This window comes from Gemmatimonadota bacterium (assembly GCA_016704275.1).
Classification (GTDB): Bacteria; Gemmatimonadota; Gemmatimonadetes; order Gemmatimonadales; family GWC2-71-9; genus Palsa-1233.
Genome location: JADJAK010000002.1, coordinates 38,310 through 54,605, shown reverse-complemented (window position 1 = coordinate 54,605; position 16,296 = coordinate 38,310). Strand labels below are relative to the sequence as shown.

Here is a 16,296-nt window from a genome sequence, read left to right as displayed (position 1 = left end):
TATCCCGTGCCGCCCGCGCCCGTTAGCTTTGTCGCCCCGAGTGTCCGATCACCCTTGGAGTCGCCGATGTCTGTGCACCGCGCCCCGTACGTCCTCCCCGCCAACGCCGATCCGTCGCGCTGGACCGTCGCGGACGCCGAGAAGTTGTACAATATGGCGGGCTGGGGCCTCGGCTATTTCCGGGTGAACGAGGAAGGCCACGTGACGGTGCATCCGGACCGGGCGCCGGAGCACGGGATCGACCTCTACCAGATTGCGACCGACCTGAACGCCCAGGGGGTCGGACTCCCCCTCCTCCTCCGCTTCTCCGACATCCTGCAGTCGCGGATTGCCGAATTGGCCGATCGCTTCAGCGGGGCGATCGAGGAGTTCGGCTACGAGGGAAGCTACACCACGGTGTACCCGATCAAGGTCAACCAGCAGCGCCACGTGGTCCAGGAGATCGTCGAGTTCGGCACGCCGCACGGCGTCGGGCTGGAGTGCGGCTCGAAGCCGGAGCTGATGGCGGTCCTCGGACTGCACGAGTCGACGTCGCACCTGGTGATCTGCAACGGCTACAAGGACGAGGAGTTCATGCGCCTCGCCCTCATCGGCCAGCAGCTCGGCCATCGGGTGATCATCGTCCTCGAGCAGCTCACCGAACTCGACGTGCTGTTGAAGGTCGCGGCCGAAATGGGTGTCGAGCCGACGGTCGGCGTTCGGATCAAGTTGGCCACCGAAGGCTCGGGTCGCTGGGCCAAGAGCGGTGGCGAGAAGTCGAAGTTCGGCCTCTCCGCCGTGGAGCTGGTCCGGCTGCTCGACATCCTCACGGCGGCCGGGAAGCAACACCTCCTCAAGCTGGTGCATTTCCATCTTGGCTCGCAGATCACCGACATCCGCTTCGTGAAGGCGGGGCTCGCCGAAGTCGGCCGCTACTACGTCGAGCTGCGGAAGATGGGCTTCGACATCACCCACGTCGACGTCGGGGGCGGGCTCGGGGTCGACTACGACGGCTCGCACTCCACGCGCCCGGCGTCGATGAACTACACCATGCGGGAATACGCCAACGACGTGGTGTACACCATCGGCGGCATTTGCCGCGACGAGGAGGTGCCGATGCCGCACCTCATCTCCGAGTCGGGGCGCGCCATCACGGCGCACCACTCGCTGCTGCTCATCAACGTGATCGATTGTGAATCGCAGTTCGCGCCGCGGCCCGTCACGCTGGGCGAGGATGCGCAGCAGCTGTTGCTCGACATGCAGGAGAATCTCGACTCGCTCACCCATGACCGCGTCGAGGAGGCGTTCCACGACGCACTCTTCGCCAAGGAACGCGCCCAGGAGTACTTCGCCACGGGCGTCTATACCCTGCGCGAACGCGCCGACGCCGAGCAGCTCTACCTGACCACGCTCAACGCGTTGGCCGGGGCCATCGGCGACGACCGCGCCTCCTACCCCGAGATCGCAGCGCATCTCGAGACGACACTGGTCGACCGCTACTTCTGCAACTTCTCGATCTTCCAGTCGGTCCCCGACAACTGGGCCATCGACCAGCTCTTCCCGATCATGCCGATCCACCGGCTCGGCGAGATGCCGGAGCGTCGCGGCACCATCCAGGACGTCACCTGCGACTCCGACGGCGTGATCGACCGCTTCACCGGCGGGCGCAAGGGCAAGCCGTCGCTGGAGCTCCATCCCTGGCGCGAAGGGGAGCCGTACATTCTCGGCATCTTCCTCACCGGTGCCTACCAGGAAATCCTCGGCGACCTGCACAATCTCTTCGGCGACACCAACGCGGTGCACGTGCGCCTCAAGGAGCACGGCTACGAGATCACCGACCTCGTCCACGGCGACACCGTGACCGAGGTGCTGACCTACGTCCAGTTCCATGCCTCCGACCTGCTGGCGACCTTCCGCCGCAAGGTGGCCCGCGCGTCGGCGCTGAAGCGGCAGGAGGCCAATGCCTACATTGCCGACTACGTCGCCGGGCTGGAGGGGTATACGTATCTGGAGGGGGAGCTGGCCGAAGACTAGTCGTAGGTCGTAGGTCGTAAGTCGTAAGTCAGTGAGGCCGGCATCCCGTTGGGGAAGCCGGCCTCATCGCTGTTCGACCTATGACCTACGACCTACGACCTACGACTTACTTGCGCATCACGAGCGGCACGAACTCCCGCTCTTCGGGGCCCGTATAGATCTGCCGCGGCCGGGCGATCTTCTGCTCCTTGTCGGTGATCATCTCTTCCCACTGTGACAGCCAGCCGGGGAGGCGGCCGAGCGCGAAGAGCACGGTGAAGTAGTCGGTCGGGTAGCCCATCGCCTGGTAGATCAGGCCGGAGTAGAAGTCGACGTTCGGGTAGAGCTTCCGGCTGATGAAGTACTCGTCCTCGAGCGCGATCCGCTCCAGTTCCAGGGCGATTTCCAGCTTCGGGTTGAGGCCGGTCTGCTGGAAGACGTCATAGGCGACCTGCTTGATCAACTTGGCGCGCGGGTCATAGGACTTGTACACGCGGTGGCCGAAGCCCATGAGGCGATCGCCGCCCTTCTTGACGGCCTCGATGAACGCGGGGATCCGGTCCTTGGTGCCGATCTCGTCAAGCATCCGGAGCACGGCTTCGTTGGCGCCGCCGTGCAGCGGACCATAGAGGGCGGCGATGCCGGCGGAGACGGCCGAGAACGGGTCGACGCCGGAGGAGCCCACGGCGCGGACCGCCGAGGTGGAGCAGTTCTGCTCGTGGTCGGCGTGGAGGATCAGCAGGATCTCGAGGGCGCGCTGCAGCACCGGATTGGGCTCGTGCTTGCCGCCGATGCTGAACGTCATGTTGACGAAATTGCCGATGTAGTCGAGGTCGTTCCGCGGGAACTCATAGGGGAGGCCGCGGGCGTGCCGGAAGCAGAACGACGCGATCGTCGGCAACTTCGCCATGAGCCGGACCTTCTGGATATAGCGATTGCGCGGATCGTGGATGTCCTTGGCGTCGGGGTAGAACGTGGAGAGCGCCCCGACCGCGCCGAGCAGCATTCCCATCGGGTGCGCGTCGTAGCGGAACCCTTCGAGGAACTTGATGATGTTGGTGTGCACGTAGGTGTGGAAGCGGATGTCGTGTTCCCACCCGGCCAGCTGTTCGTGGGTCGGCAGTTCACCCGCGCTCAGGAGATAGGCCACTTCGAGGAACGAGGCCTGCCCGGCAATCTGCTCGATCGGGTAGCCGCGGTAGCGGAGGATCCCCTTGTCGCCGTCGATGAAGGTGATCGCGCTGCGGCAGGCGGCCGTGTTCATGAACGCCGGATCGTAGGTCATCAGGCCGAAGTCCTCGGCATTGACCTTGATCTGGCGGAGTGCGGTCGCGTGGATGGTGTCGTCGGTCACCGGCACTTCATACTGCTTGCCGGTGCGATTGTCGGTGATGGTGAGGGTGTCGCTGGCCACCGTGGTCCTCTCTGTGTCGAGAGTGTTGCGCAGGATGCTGCGGGCGTGCCGGAAGATAAGGCCCCCGGCCCCCCGGTGCGCCGCGGCGGGGGAGGCGCTTTCTTTGCGGCATGACGCCGCCCCCTGCTACCCCCGCGCTCGACACCGATGCTCGCCGCACCGGCTTCCTGGTGGGAGCCGTCGTCGGCGCTCGGCTCGCCGCACGCACCGCCACCTGTCACGATCCGGATGCGGTCCGCGAGGCGCTGGCGGGGCAGGGGGTCGTACCGTTGCCGCCGCCGCCCGGCCGCCGGCCGGCCGCCGTCGCACTGGGCGACGGCCTGCTGGAGGAATTTCTCGAGGGAGGGGTGGACCTGCGCCGCCTCAGCGGTCGCTACCTCGCGTGGTGGCGGGAGGATGGCTTCGAGGCCGGCCCACTCCTGGAAGCCGCGCTCGCGCAGATGGCCGAGTTCGATGCGCCCGCCGCCACCCTTCCCGCCGCTGGCACCGCCCCGCTGGTGGCCGCGCTCCCCGCCGCGCTTGCCTCGGCGACACCCGCCACGATGGTCTCCGGCGCCTTCCATGTGGCGCGGCTGCTCGATCCGTCGGAGCACGCGGCGCTCGCCGCCGTGGCGCTCGTGGTGACGGCGTCACGCCTCCTCGACGGTCAACGCGATTTCATCCCCGATGTGCTCGCGCTGCTGCGCAGCAATCGCGCGTCGGAGGCGATGCTCGAGGCGGTGCGCGCCGTGCCCCGTGATCCGCGGCGGGCACCACCGGCCCCGAATGGCGAGGAACCCGACCCCACGACCACGCTCGCCTGGCTGCTCTGGCAGCTCCAGCACCGGCCCCGCGGGGTCGAGGCGCTCACCGAGATGGTGCAGCGCGGTGGCATGAGCCCCCTCGTCGGCTCGCTCTTTGGAGCGATGATCGGCGCGCGAGACGGCGTCGGCAACTGGCCCGCCGCGTGGATTGGCGACGCGGGCGAGGATGTTCATCTGCGCGAGTCCATCGCACGACGGATGCATGGGTGATCCTCCGGTAATCCCGACTCAAAGGATCCCCGTATTTTCCCGTATTTCCGAGCGTTGCAGTCGCACTTGAATGTGCGATCTCATCTGGCGCGCCCCGTGAATTCCGACTACAATGATGCTGTCCACCGGATGGAAACGTTCACCGGAAGGAAGTCTCAACGTGGCATTGCAGTTCCGTAGTTTCCCTGATCACACTGACTCGAGCGTCGCGATTGCCGACGACCGCAGTCGCCGCTTGACGCGCTCCCTCACAGTTGCCATCAGTTCGTTCCTTCATCGGGAGGCCCCGATGTCTTTCCTCCGTTCAGTCGCCCGTGTCGCCTTCCTCGCGCTCGTCGCGGCGGGATGCACGACCACGGAAATCGTCTATCGTGATCGCGAGCCGTTCAACGCCCCGCCCGATGCGGCGAGCGGCCTGCTCGGTTACTACAAGGTCTCGACAAAGCAGACCAGCTGCGGCAATTGCCACGTCGGCCACCAGTCGCGCTGGGTCCAGACCAAGCACGCGCTGGCGCACAAGACGCTGAAGGACCTCAACACGGCGCCGACGGCGACGTGCTGGGGATGCCACACCGTCAACGAGCGCGGCAACGCGCTGACGACGGCGGCGGGCTGGAACGTCAAGACCGACTCCGCCTATCAGGACGTGCAGTGCGAGGCGTGCCATGGTCCCGGCGGCCTGCATGTGCAGAATCCTGAAGTGCGGGCGACCTGGCCGCTGGCGCGCGTGACGATGACGGTCGACGGCGCCTCGTGCGCCGCCTGCCACAGCGGGACCCACCATCCCTTCGCGGATGAGTGGAAGCTGAGCGGCCATGCCCAGGTGGTGACCACCAGCACCTGCGGCGATGCCTGTCACAACGGCAAGACGGTCCTGAAGGCGTGGGGCGTGACGACCACCAACTACGTCGAGCGCGATTCCGTCGGCGCCGCCCCGATCACCTGTGCCGTCTGTCACGATCCGCACGGCTCGGCCAACCCGGCGATGCTGCGCTTCCCGATCGAGACGCCCGATCGCGAGCAGAACCTCTGCATGAAGTGCCACATGCGCCGCGGTGAGCCCGAAGCAGGGCGCAGCACCCCGCACGCGCCGCAGGGCTTCGTGGTGCTGGGCATCGGCGGCTACCGTCCGTCCGGCGTCGTGATCGACACCCTCATCGGACTGACGACGCACGCCAGCACCGCCAACCCGCGCCTCTGCGCCGGCTGCCACGTGAACCGGTGGACCATCACCGATCCGGCCACCGGTGGCTTCGTCTTCAACGCGAGCGGCCACAGCTTCAAGGCGATCCCCTGCCTCGACGCGAACGGCAAGCCGAACAACCTGGAGACCTGCGCCTTCTCGCCGCCGGCGCGTTCCTTCAAGACCTGTGTCAGCGCCGGTTGCCATGCCACGGAGGCCATCGCGGCGGGTCGCCTGGCGAGTGCCCGGAACGACATCGAGCTGCTCGCAGCGCAGATCTGGACCGACCTGAACGCCAACCAGACCATCGACGCGGCACCGACGGATGGCGGGTACCTGGCCATCATCAAGCGGGACATGCCGCTGGAGCTCTCCAACCCGACGGTCATCACGCCCGCGCGCGGTGCCGAGTTCAACGTGAAGACCTTCGCCGAGCGCTACTCCAACGGCGACCGCTCGAAGGGCGTCCACAATCCGTTCCTGGCCCGCGCCCTCCTGGGCGCCAACATCAATGAACTGCGGGCGCGCTACGTCCTGCCGGCTCCCCCGGCCGCCGTGAGTGCACTCGTGGAGCAGTCGCTGCAGGCCGCCGCCGTCCGGCAGCCGAACTTCATCACGACCCGGCACGTGTCCGGGGAGTGAGCGTCTCCACCCTGTTCGTCATGCAGAATCCCCCCGGCGCCGACACTGGCGCCGCGGGGGATTCAGTGCGTGCGGTCGGCGACACCCTCGGGGCCGCCGTCGGCATGTTGCGTGACACCCTCACGCCGCCGCCCCTCCCGGGCGGCGTGGCCGAGACGGTCCGCTTCCTCATGTCGGTGCCGCAGTGGGTCCAGATCGCCGGCGTCGTCGTGGGCGGGCTGGTGGCGCTCGCCGCCGTCTACCTGCTCTGGCAGAAGCGCGACCGCGAAGTTGGCTGGTTGCGCACCCGCTCCCGCGAGATCCAGTTCACCCTCGCGGGCGGTGCGTTGATTGCGCTCTTCGTGGCCGGGTTCGCCGGCATCAAGAGCTGGAACTACATGCAGCACGACAATGGCTTCTGCACCGGCTGTCACGTGATGGAGAAGCCGTTCGCCCGCTTCCAGATCGGTGCCGGCAAGCACGACACGCTCCAGTGCCACAACTGTCACCAGCAGAGCATCTTCGCCAGCACGCGGCAGCTGGTGCTCTGGGTGGCCAATCGCCCGACCGAGATCGGCAAGCATGCCCCGGTGCCGAATACGCGCTGCGAAAGTTGCCATTCGCTCGAGGGGCCGAAGACCAAGAAGTGGGAACATGTCCGCAACCTCGCGGGGCATCGCGTCCACTTCGATTCCGATTCGCTGCCGCTCAAGGACCTCCAGTGCGTTACCTGCCACGGGCAGGAGGTGCACAAGTTCATCCCCTCGGCGCGCACCTGTCAGCAGTCGGGGTGCCACGAGAAGCAGGGGATCAAGCTCAACAAGATGACCGACCTCGCGGAGATCAATTGCGCGGTCTGCCATGCCTTCCGGAAGGATCTCCCGGCACTCGCGACTGACAGCGCCGCGCGGCAGGCGCTGGTCCCTGCAGTCGGGCAGTGCACCGCGTGCCATCAGATGAAGGCTCGGCTCCCGAACTACCGTGTCGAGCGCGATCCGCACGACGGCACCTGCGGCGCCTGCCACGATGTCCACGCGCACCGGACACCAGAGGATGCGCGCGGCTCCTGCGACAAGTGCCACGCCAACCTCGAGAAGAGCCCCTTCCACGCGGGGCCAAGCCACAAGCGCGTGGCGAAGCAGTGCCTGACCTGCCACGAGCCGCATGCCGCCTCGGTCGACGCCTCGGATTGCGTCGGCTGCCACACCCAGGCGCGGAAGCGGGGCAACGTCAAGCCGCCGCTCCCGTTTGACACCATGAGCGTCGTCCGGACGCGGGTCAGCGCGGTGCATGCGCCGGTGCTCACGGCGCCGATCGAGGAGCCCATGCCGCCGCGCGGCAAGGGAGACGTCCCGCCCGAGGAGGATCCGCCTCCCGGGCCCTCGGTCGCGTCCGCCGTCCCGATCATCCCCTCCGCTCCAGTCGATACGTTCCCCCATTCGCGTCACACGTCGCTGGCCTGCATCACCTGTCACACGTTGAGTGGGGCCGGAGGCAAGCTCGTCTTCGCCGTGCCGCGTGGCTGCGACCTCTGCCATCACCAAGCCCTGTACCGCGGCACGCTCGAGCCGAAGGCCTGCGCTGCCTGCCATACCACGGCCAAGATCGAGGGCCCGCGCGTGGCGCTGATGTCGGTGCAGGGCCCCGAGCATCCCCCGCGCGTGCGCGAAGTGCGCTTTGCGCACGGGCAGCACGCCGCCACCGTGCAATGCGTCGACTGCCATCGACCGCCGAACGCCATGCCCACCGACAGCGTGCGTCGTTGTCAGGGGTGCCATGTGCCGCACCACACCGTCGGCCGCGATTGCGCGACCTGCCACGCGGCCGTCACGTCGCAGGCGGTGGTGCGCGCGGTGCACGTGCGACAGACCCACTCGGCGTGCGACAAGTGCCACCGCGCCACCGTCATCAACGCGCTGGTGCCGAACCGCACCTTCTGCGTGACGTGCCACGAGGCCCAGCGAAACCACAAACCGGCCGGGGAGTGCAGCACCTGCCACTTCCTGCAGTCGCCCGCGGAGTATCGCTTCCATCTGATGACGGCTGGGGACGCGCAATGACCGGCGGCCGCGAGGCGTTGCGGATTCTGATGGCGCTCGCCGTGCTCGGCGCCGCACCGCTGACGGCACAGTCCTGGCGCCTGCGCTTCGACGCGGCCGCGCAGCGTGTGGCCATTCGAGCCATCTCCCCCGACAGCATCACGGAGGCCGAGGTGCAGACCGGCCCGACAGGCGGCCCGGTCTCGCCCGATGGTTTTGCGGTCACCTGCTTCAACAACGGCTTCTGTCAGTTCTTCCGCCCCGGCAGTGTGCGCCGCGGGATGCCCGCGATGGCCTCCACGGACCTGACGATGTGGGGGCTCGGCGTGCCTGGGCTCCGCGTGCGGGTGCATGCGCGCCTGAACACCGACCTCGCCGGAGAACAGGCGTGGGCGGGCACGACGCCGCGTCTCCAGGTGACGGAGGGCTTTGCCGAGTACATCCGCGACGGCCTCACGGTGCAAGGTGGGCGGCTGCTCGATCAGGGTCGACTCGGCAACGCCGGGCTCGGGGTGATTGACGGTGCTCGTGCCGCCCTGCGCCTCGATCGGCTGCCGCTCGACCTCTCGCTCTATGGCGGGTGGGGGATGGCGCGCGGCACGGTCTTGCCGGTGACGTCTCCCGCGGTCAATCCGTTGCTGGACTACAACCCGGGCGTTCGGCAGATCGTGGCAGGGGGCAGCATCGGGGCGCGACTGCGCGACGTCGACGCAATGATCGAGTATCGTCGCGAAATCGACCCGCTCACGAACTACATGGTGGCCGAGCGTGCGGGCATCTCCACCCAGCTGCGCCCGTTCAAGCGACTCTCGCTGGTGGCGGGCGCCGACTATGACGTGGCGCTGGCGCAGCTCGGTACGGCCGAGGCGACGCTCGCGTACAGCGCGCCACGACTCTGGGCGACCGTCGGGGCGCGACACTACCGGCCATACTTCGATCTCTGGACCGTGTGGGGCGCCTTCTCGCCGGTCCCGTACCGCGGCGTGAATGGCTCGCTCGCGGTCGGCGTGGTGAAGAACCTCCAACTGCGCGGTCGTGGCGAGTGGTTCCGCTACGAGCCCACCGAGGCGAGCACCCCGCAGGTGAATGCCAAGGAGAGCGGATGGCGGGCCGGTGTCGAGGCCACGCTGACGCCCCGCCCGCAGTGGGTCGTGACGGGTGGCGCGCACACTGAGCGCCTCCCGGGCGCGAGCAGCGTGGGCGTTGATGCCCGCGTCTCCTGGCATCCTCGGGATCCGATCACGCTGTCCATCGAAGGCGGTTCGCTGCAGCGTCCGCTCGAGTTTCGGTTCCAGGATGCCGGCTTGACCTGGTTCGGCGCCGCGGCCAGCTATCATGTCGCCGAGCGGTGGCAGGTCGGTGCCACGGTGGATCGCTACTGGGAATCGCGCGATCGACTCGACGCCGCCGCCTTCGACTGGAATCAGTGGCGCCTCGGGTTGCGCGCCTCGATGACGCTCCGATCCAGTGCCGATCGGTGGGCCTTGCCGCCGGCGCGCCCGGCCGGGAGAACGCCATGATCCGTCGCATCAGCGGACTGGTGCTGCTCCTCGGAACCGTCGCTGGCATCGCGATCGGCGCGGCTCGTGCGCCGCGCGCCCCCGATCCGTTCGATCACGGCAAGCATGCCAAGTTGTTCGTCTCCTGCACGGCATGCCACGTCGGTGCCGAGCGGGCCGGAGTCAGCATCTTCCCGACCGCCGCCCAATGCGCCACCTGCCATGACGGCGCGGCGCAGCGCATCGTCGATTGGCAACCGCGCGTCGGTCCGCCGATCACCCACCTGAATTTCAATCACCGCGTCCACATTGAGCGGCGTCGGGCCCGGCATGCCGACTCGTCCGGCACCTGCGTCGACTGCCATGCCACGGGCGGCGCCCAGTGGATGGACGTGCGGGGGCCCGACGCCCCCCAGTGCCTGAGCTGTCACAAGCTTGGACGCGAGAATCACTTTTCGCTGCCCGATTCGGCGTGTGCCACGTGCCACATCGCCCTGTCGAAGGCGACGGGCCTGAGCCGCGAGCGGATCGCCCGGTTCCCGCGACCGCTGAGCCACGATGACCCCAATTTCCAGTCGAAGGCTGGTCACGGGAAGCAGGCGAAGGCCACGGTCGGGACGCAGCAGGTCGCCTCGAGTTGTGCCACGTGCCACGTGCGGCCCTACTGCACCTACTGCCACGTGAACGCGCCAGAGATTCCCGCCATTCAGGCGCTCGGCTTCTTCAACGCGGCGGTGGCGTTGCCGAGGAAGTTCGACCAGCCCGCCACGCACCAACGGGCGGATTTCGAGTCGCAACATGGCAAGCAGGCCGGGCACGGGGCACAGGCATGCCAGACCTGCCACACGCGGGAGAGCTGCGCGGTCTGCCACGTCAACCAGTTGCCGGCCGCGGCACGCGGCCTCTATCCGGCAGGCCCCGGTCGTGGGGCCGGCGCGATGCCGAAGGCGAAGGCACCGTTGACCCACACGCCGACCTGGCCAACCAAGCATGGAACCGTCGCCGCGGCCACGATGCAGACCTGCGCGTCCTGTCACACACGGCAGAGCTGCCTGACGTGCCACGTGCCGAACACCGCCAATCGCGGGCAGTACCATCCCGCGAGCTTCCTGACGCGGCATCCGGCCGATGCCTACTCGCGCGCGAGTTCGTGTGCCGAGTGCCATAACCAGCAGCAGTTCTGCCAAAGCTGCCACCAGCAGTCCGGCGTCGTGTCGCAGCGCGCCCTCCTCGGCGCCGGCGGCTATCACGACGGCAATCGCCAGTTCTTCGTGGGCCATGGGCAGGCGGCGCGGCAGTCCCTCGAAAGCTGCGCATCGTGTCACGTGGAGCGGGATTGCCTGACCTGCCACTCGGCGCAGAAGGGCCGCGGCTTCTCGCCGCACGGCCCCGGGTTCGACTCCGAACGGATGCTCCGCAAGAATCCGCAACTCTGCATGGCGTGCCACGGCACGGCGATCCCCCGCCGGCAATAGCGTCCAGGCCGGGCAGGGAACCAGAAACATCCGACAGGCGTATGTTCCGGGTGTGAGACCTTCACCCCCGGAGCGTGCCGTGTCGTTTCAAAAGCCCACCGACGAAGAACTCCGTCGCCGCCTCAATCCGATGCAGTATCGCGTCACCCAGCACGAGGGGACCGAGCCGCCGTTCGAGAACGAGTACTGGGACCGTCACGAGGATGGCATCTATGTGGATGTCGTCTCGGGCGAACCGCTCTTCTCGTCTCGCGACAAGTTCGACTCCGGCACGGGCTGGCCGTCGTTCACCAAGCCGATCAACCACGACGCCGTGGCGACCCGGACCGACCGCTCGCTGCCCTACATGACGCGCACCGAGGTCCGGTCCGCGCAGGCAGACTCGCACCTCGGCCACGTCTTCGATGATGGCCCAGGGCCCGAGGGGGTTCGTTTCTGCATGAACTCGGCGGCGCTCCGGTTCATTCCGGTGGCCGAGCTCGAGGCGAACGGGTACGGGGCGTATCGGGGCCTGTTTGAGGATCGACCGTAACGTTTTGAAACAATTGCGTTCGGGGTCCCGTTAGGTCGGCGTCCGGCACCCCGTCTCGGAGGGTGACCGGACGCTTGACCATCGAGGAGGTTCCCATGCGTGTACCCACCATCGCCATCCGGCCGACCCTGACGCGCGGGTCGTTGCTGCTCTTGCTCCTCATGCCAGCCGCGGCACCAGCCACAGCGCAGCAGCTTTCCCTCGGTGCCGGCTACACAAGAATGGAAGGCCGCATCGGCGACTCCCAGTCGGATCATGGGATGATCGTCCGCCTCGGCGTCGACCTCGTCACCCGCCGGTACCTCACCTGGGGCCTCGAGGGGGGCGTGGAGCGGCTGAACGAAGTCCACCGTCAGTCGACGACCGACTGCTTCCTTCCTGGTGGCGGGACCGGTCCCTGCCACTTCGATAGCCGTAACCGGGACACCGGCTGGTCGTTGGGGACCACGCTGCGCATTGCCCCGGCTGAGGGATCGGTGCGCCCGTACGCCGTGGTCGGGCTCGGCTACCTCACGGTCCGCGAGCGCAACCGGCAGGTGGTCACCGACGACACCGGCGCCACACTGCCAAACTTCTCCTACGACGCAAGCTTCAATGACCAGGCGCTGCAGGGCCATTTGGGCGCCGGCGTGACAGCGCGTCCGGCGTCATGGCCCGTCGCGCTCTACGCCGAGGGGCGGATGACGCGGCTGATTCACAATTACTCCGGCGGGATCGTGGGGAATTGGAATCCGACGATTGTGGTGGGGGTGAGAAGGTAGGTTGACGGGTGAACGGTGAACGGGGGCGGGCAATGCCCGCGCAGGGTGAGGAGTGAGGGGTGAGGGGTGTGTTGTCATCCTGAGCGAAGCGTCGGCGGAGCCGGCGCGCAGTCGAAGGACCTCTTCCCGATGCGCTCGGAAAGAGGTCCTTCGACTCCGCCCGCTTCGCGGGCTTCGCTCAGGATGACAGAGCGCGTACCCCTCACCCCTCACCCCTCACCAAGATGCGTTACGGCGCCTTGACCAGATTCACGACGGACGACCCAGCCCGCACGCGCATGTTCGAGGCGGGATCAGCTGGCCCGGTGAACGTCCCGCGCAGATAGCTGTAGATGCCGATGGCGGGGTTGATGGCGCTGGCCGGCACGACCGTGGTGGGGAAGCTGCTGCTCCGCGCCGCCGGGGGCAGGGAATCGGTGTGCCCGTTGCCCGCCCCATTCACACTGTAGGTCATGGAAATGGTCCAATAATCGGGCTGCGGGACGGAGGTCCACGTCACGGTGAGCGGCTGGCCGTACGTGATCACCTGGTCCGCGACCGGTGCGGTCAGCGTAGGCCCCTCGATCATCGTCGCCCGCCCCTCGACGACGTCGCCGTCATGCTCCACGCGGATCACCAGCTCCTCCCCTGCAGCGAGGGCGGAGCCCCGGTCGTAGTTGTAGCTCCCCGTGCTGCTGGCCGGCAGCGTGGTCCCGTTGATCTTGACCACGGCATCGGTCAGCGGCGCGCCGTCACGACTCAGCGAGAAATTCTCGAACCGCGGCCCCATGTCGCCGCCGGCAATGAGGATCGGCCCAGGATCGCCGTTGCCAGTGGGGTCGTCGCTACACGCCGCCACGGCGGCGGAGAGCACGAGGGCAGTGAAGAGCGCAGTGCGGGTCATGAGGTACTCCGGGTCGCGGGATGAGATCAGCCAGCCGTTCGGCTAGTATCGGGTGCGGATCCAATTGTTTGCGCCGCGCGGAGTTCGATGGCGCGGACAGGGGGGTGACGCCCGGGTCCGCGCACATTGGCACACTCGGCGATGAGTGCGTCCTGCGCGCAAAGGTGAAAGGTGAAAGGTGAAACGCGAATGCTTTCGCTGTTTCACCTTTCACCTGGCGACCGCCTCAATCGTCCATCACACACTTCACCGGTCAACTATCGGTGCTCACCCCTCACGAACAATCCCCGCCTCCAACCACGTCATCTCCTCCTTCACGACCCGCTGCGCGAGCTGATAGGTAGCCACGTCATCCGGCCCGAACGCCTGCCGGAAGAGGTGATCCACGCGCTGGCGGGCGTGCCGACAGAAGACGTCGGCGACCGCGACCGCATCGCGGTTGCCCGCGCGCGCCATCGTCTCGGCTCGGCTGATCGCCGCGGTCATCGCGAAGAGTTCGGCGCCGACATCGACCAGGCGGAAGAGCACGGCCTGGCGCTGCTCCAGCTTCGGGCCGAAGCGGACCATGGCATGGAAGAGCGTGCGCGCGAGCTTGCGGGAGCGGCGGCCGACGAAGCGGAGATGTCCGGCGAGCGCGCCGAAGTTGCCGAAGCGCAGCCACTCCGTACCGAGCCAGAGTCGCGGATACCAGACGGCGTAGAAGCCCGCCGAGCGGAGCAATGCCTTTCCCTTCGCGGCGAGCGGCATCCGTGGGTCGATCAGATCACCGGCGACCTTGAGGTGGGTGTCGACGGCTTCGCGCGCGATGAAGAGGCGCATGATTTCGCTGGAGCCTTCGAAGATCCGGTTGATCCGCGAGTCACGATACATCCGCTCGACAGGGTCGGGCACTTCGCCGCGCATCCGGAGCGAGTCGGCGGTCTCGTAGCCGCGCCCCCCCTTGATCTGCAGGCAGTCGTCGACGATGCGCCCGCTGATCTCCGAGTTCCAGAGCTTGGCGATCGCCGCCTCGAGGCGAATGTCGGTGTCGCCGCGATCGGCGAGCAGCGAGGCGAGTTCCGCGACTGCCTCCATCGCGAAGGTGTCAGCAGTCATCTTGCCAAGCATCTGGGCCACCGCGTCGTGCTTGCCGATCGGCTTCCCCCACTGCGTGCGCGTCGCCGCCCACTTCCTGGCGATCTGGAGCGCGCGCTTGGCGCCGGCGACGCCCGAGGCCGGCAAGGTGAGCCGTCCGGTGTTGAGGGTGATCAACGCCAGCTTCAATCCCTTCCCCTCGCCCCAGATCACGTTCTCGGCGGGCACCTTCACGTTGGTGAAGCGCATCACGCCATTCTCGATCGCCTTCAGTCCCATGAAGCCGAGCCGGTGCACCACTTCGACGCCGGGCATGTCGGCCTCGACGATGAAGGCGGTGATCCGCGTCCCGGTCTTCGCCATGACCACCATCACCTCAGCCACGGGACCGTTGGTGCACCAGAGCTTCTCGCCGTTGAGGATCCAGTGGGTCCCATCCTCGCTCTTCTCGGCGGTGGTGGCGAGCCCGGCCGGATCGGAGCCGACGCCGGTCTCGGTCAGGGCAAAGGCGGAGATGGCCCCCTGGGCGAGGCGGGGGAGGAAGCGCTGCTTCTGTTCCGGTGTGCCAAAGAGCTTCAACGGAACGGCCACGCCGATCGACTGCGACGCCGAGAGCAGGGCGGTGAGCGACCCGTCCTGCGACGTCACCATGCCGATCGCCTTGGTGTACATCAGTTGCGAGAGGCCCAGGCCGCCGTACTGCTCGTCGATCTTGATGCCGAAGGCGCCCATCTCGCGGAGTGATTGCACCACGTCGGCGGGAACCTTCCCCGCGCGATCGATGGCGTCGCTGTCGACCTCCTCGCGAAGGAAGCGTTCGAGTTCCTGGAGGAAAGGGGCGGCCTTGGCGACCATCGCGGGATCGGGGGCGGGGAAGGGGTGGACCAGGCCGATCGGCAGGCGCCCGGCAAAGAGCTCCCGCAGGAACGACGGCGCGGTCCATTCCGCTTCGCGGGCCGCTTCGGCGACCGCGCGCGCCTCGTCGACCGACGGAGCGGCAGGAGCAGAGGCGGTGGGCGTGAGGACGTCGGTCATCGGGGTCTCCGCTTGGTCGGGGTGGCGCGGCGGGAAGGGAGCGCGCCGAGCAACAGGGTGGTGATGTGCCGCTTGCGGGCCGTGAGGAACGCGCCCGACGGGCGATCGAAACCGATCGCCGGGACGAGCGTGGTCTCGTGCAGCGCCGGAAACCAGGTGAGCGCGAGCATCGAGAGGAGGAGGTGCATGACCTGCGTCCGTGCGCGCGGGGCAAAGCCGAGTTCCTGGGCCAGCGCGGTGACCGCCTCACTGCCGACGGCCTGCCGGAGCGACCGCGAATCGAGGCCGGCGCCCTCGCCGAGCGCCTCGCGCTGGATCAGCCGGAGGAAATTCGGATGCGCCACCACGAAGTCGACGTAGTCGGAGACGACGCCAGCGAGGACCTCCGCCGGGGGCCGGGCGCTGCGCATGGCGCGGAGCTGCCCGGCGCGGATGGTCTCCAGCGCATCGGCGAAGGCCTGCTCGAGCACCGCGTGGTACAGCTCGGCCTTGGAGCCGAAGAAGTAGCCCGGGGTGCCGCGCGAGAGACCGGCGCGCACGCCGACCGCAGCGAGCGAGGTGGCCTCGTAGCCCAGCTCCGCAAAGAGCTCGGCGCCGGCCTCGAGAATGGCGGTGCGGCTGCGCTCCGCGTCGCGGAGCCGCGCGGGTGGGGCGACCGGGGTGGGGCGGGGCATCGGAGAACCTCGCTTACTTGTCAGCAAGCAAGTTAGGGGCGGGGGCGGCGGGGGGCAAGGGGGAGGAGTGACCAGTGACCAGTGACCAGTGACCAGTGACC

At 67.8% G+C, this 16,296-nt stretch carries 12 protein-coding genes; 8 read left to right on the top strand and 4 right to left on the bottom strand.

Annotation, left to right across the window (positions count from 1 at the left end; translation table 11 throughout):
* The first annotated feature begins 66 nt into the window (after positions 1-66).
* A complete protein-coding gene (gene speA, locus IPG05_03980) occupies positions 67-2,013 on the top strand; it encodes a biosynthetic arginine decarboxylase (protein ID MBK6494251.1) in 1,947 nt (648 codons plus the stop codon).
* Positions 2,014-2,119: 106 nt separating this feature from the next.
* Here speA and IPG05_03975 read toward each other — a convergent pair whose 3' ends face one another.
* Entirely contained in the window at positions 2,120-3,406 is a 1,287-nt protein-coding gene (locus IPG05_03975; GenBank protein MBK6494250.1) for a citrate synthase, read from the bottom strand.
* A 110-nt stretch (positions 3,407-3,516) separates the two neighbouring features.
* On the opposite strand from IPG05_03975, the gene IPG05_03970 reads away from it, so the two are divergent.
* The 7 genes from IPG05_03970 (at position 3,517) to IPG05_03940 (ending at position 12,529) form a co-directional block, all read left to right on the top strand.
* Positions 3,517-4,419, top strand: a complete 903-nt coding sequence (locus IPG05_03970) for an ADP-ribosylglycohydrolase family protein (protein MBK6494249.1) — start codon at positions 3,517-3,519, stop codon at positions 4,417-4,419.
* Between the two features lie 289 nt (positions 4,420-4,708).
* The gene (locus IPG05_03965; GenBank protein MBK6494248.1) at positions 4,709-6,244 is read left to right on the top strand and encodes a hypothetical protein; all 1,536 of its coding nucleotides are present in this window, start codon (positions 4,709-4,711) and stop codon (positions 6,242-6,244) included.
* Entirely contained in the window at positions 6,241-8,283 is a 2,043-nt protein-coding gene (locus IPG05_03960; GenBank protein ID MBK6494247.1) for a hypothetical protein, read from the top strand. Before IPG05_03965 ends, IPG05_03960 begins: the two co-directional genes overlap by 4 nt.
* Complete coding sequence (locus IPG05_03955) at positions 8,280-9,782, top strand: hypothetical protein (GenBank protein MBK6494246.1); 1,503 nt, start codon at positions 8,280-8,282, stop codon at positions 9,780-9,782. Before IPG05_03960 ends, IPG05_03955 begins: the two co-directional genes overlap by 4 nt.
* On the top strand, positions 9,779-11,236 hold the full coding sequence (locus IPG05_03950; protein ID MBK6494245.1) for a cytochrome c3 family protein: 1,458 nt from the start codon (positions 9,779-9,781) through the stop codon (positions 11,234-11,236). The genes IPG05_03955 and IPG05_03950 overlap by 4 nt, the downstream gene beginning before the upstream one ends.
* Positions 11,237-11,366: 130 nt before the next feature.
* Complete coding sequence (msrB, locus tag IPG05_03945) at positions 11,367-11,768, top strand: peptide-methionine (R)-S-oxide reductase MsrB (protein MBK6494244.1); 402 nt, start codon at positions 11,367-11,369, stop codon at positions 11,766-11,768.
* Between the two features lie 95 nt (positions 11,769-11,863).
* Positions 11,864-12,529: an outer membrane beta-barrel protein gene (locus tag IPG05_03940; protein ID MBK6494243.1), complete on the top strand. Its 666-nt coding sequence runs from the start codon at positions 11,864-11,866 to the stop codon at positions 12,527-12,529.
* A 229-nt stretch (positions 12,530-12,758) separates the two neighbouring features.
* Here IPG05_03940 and IPG05_03935 read toward each other — a convergent pair whose 3' ends face one another.
* The 3 genes from IPG05_03935 to IPG05_03925 all read right to left on the bottom strand — a co-directional run bounded on the left by IPG05_03935 (position 12,759) and on the right by IPG05_03925 (position 16,195).
* A complete protein-coding gene (locus tag IPG05_03935; GenBank protein MBK6494242.1) occupies positions 12,759-13,412 on the bottom strand; it encodes a hypothetical protein in 654 nt (217 codons plus the stop codon).
* Between the two features lie 267 nt (positions 13,413-13,679).
* A complete protein-coding gene (locus IPG05_03930) occupies positions 13,680-15,521 on the bottom strand; it encodes an acyl-CoA dehydrogenase family protein (GenBank protein MBK6494241.1) in 1,842 nt (613 codons plus the stop codon).
* On the bottom strand, positions 15,518-16,195 hold the full coding sequence (locus tag IPG05_03925; GenBank protein ID MBK6494240.1) for a TetR family transcriptional regulator: 678 nt from the start codon (positions 16,193-16,195) through the stop codon (positions 15,518-15,520). The genes IPG05_03930 and IPG05_03925 overlap by 4 nt, the downstream gene beginning before the upstream one ends.
* Positions 16,196-16,296: the final 101 nt, after the last annotated feature.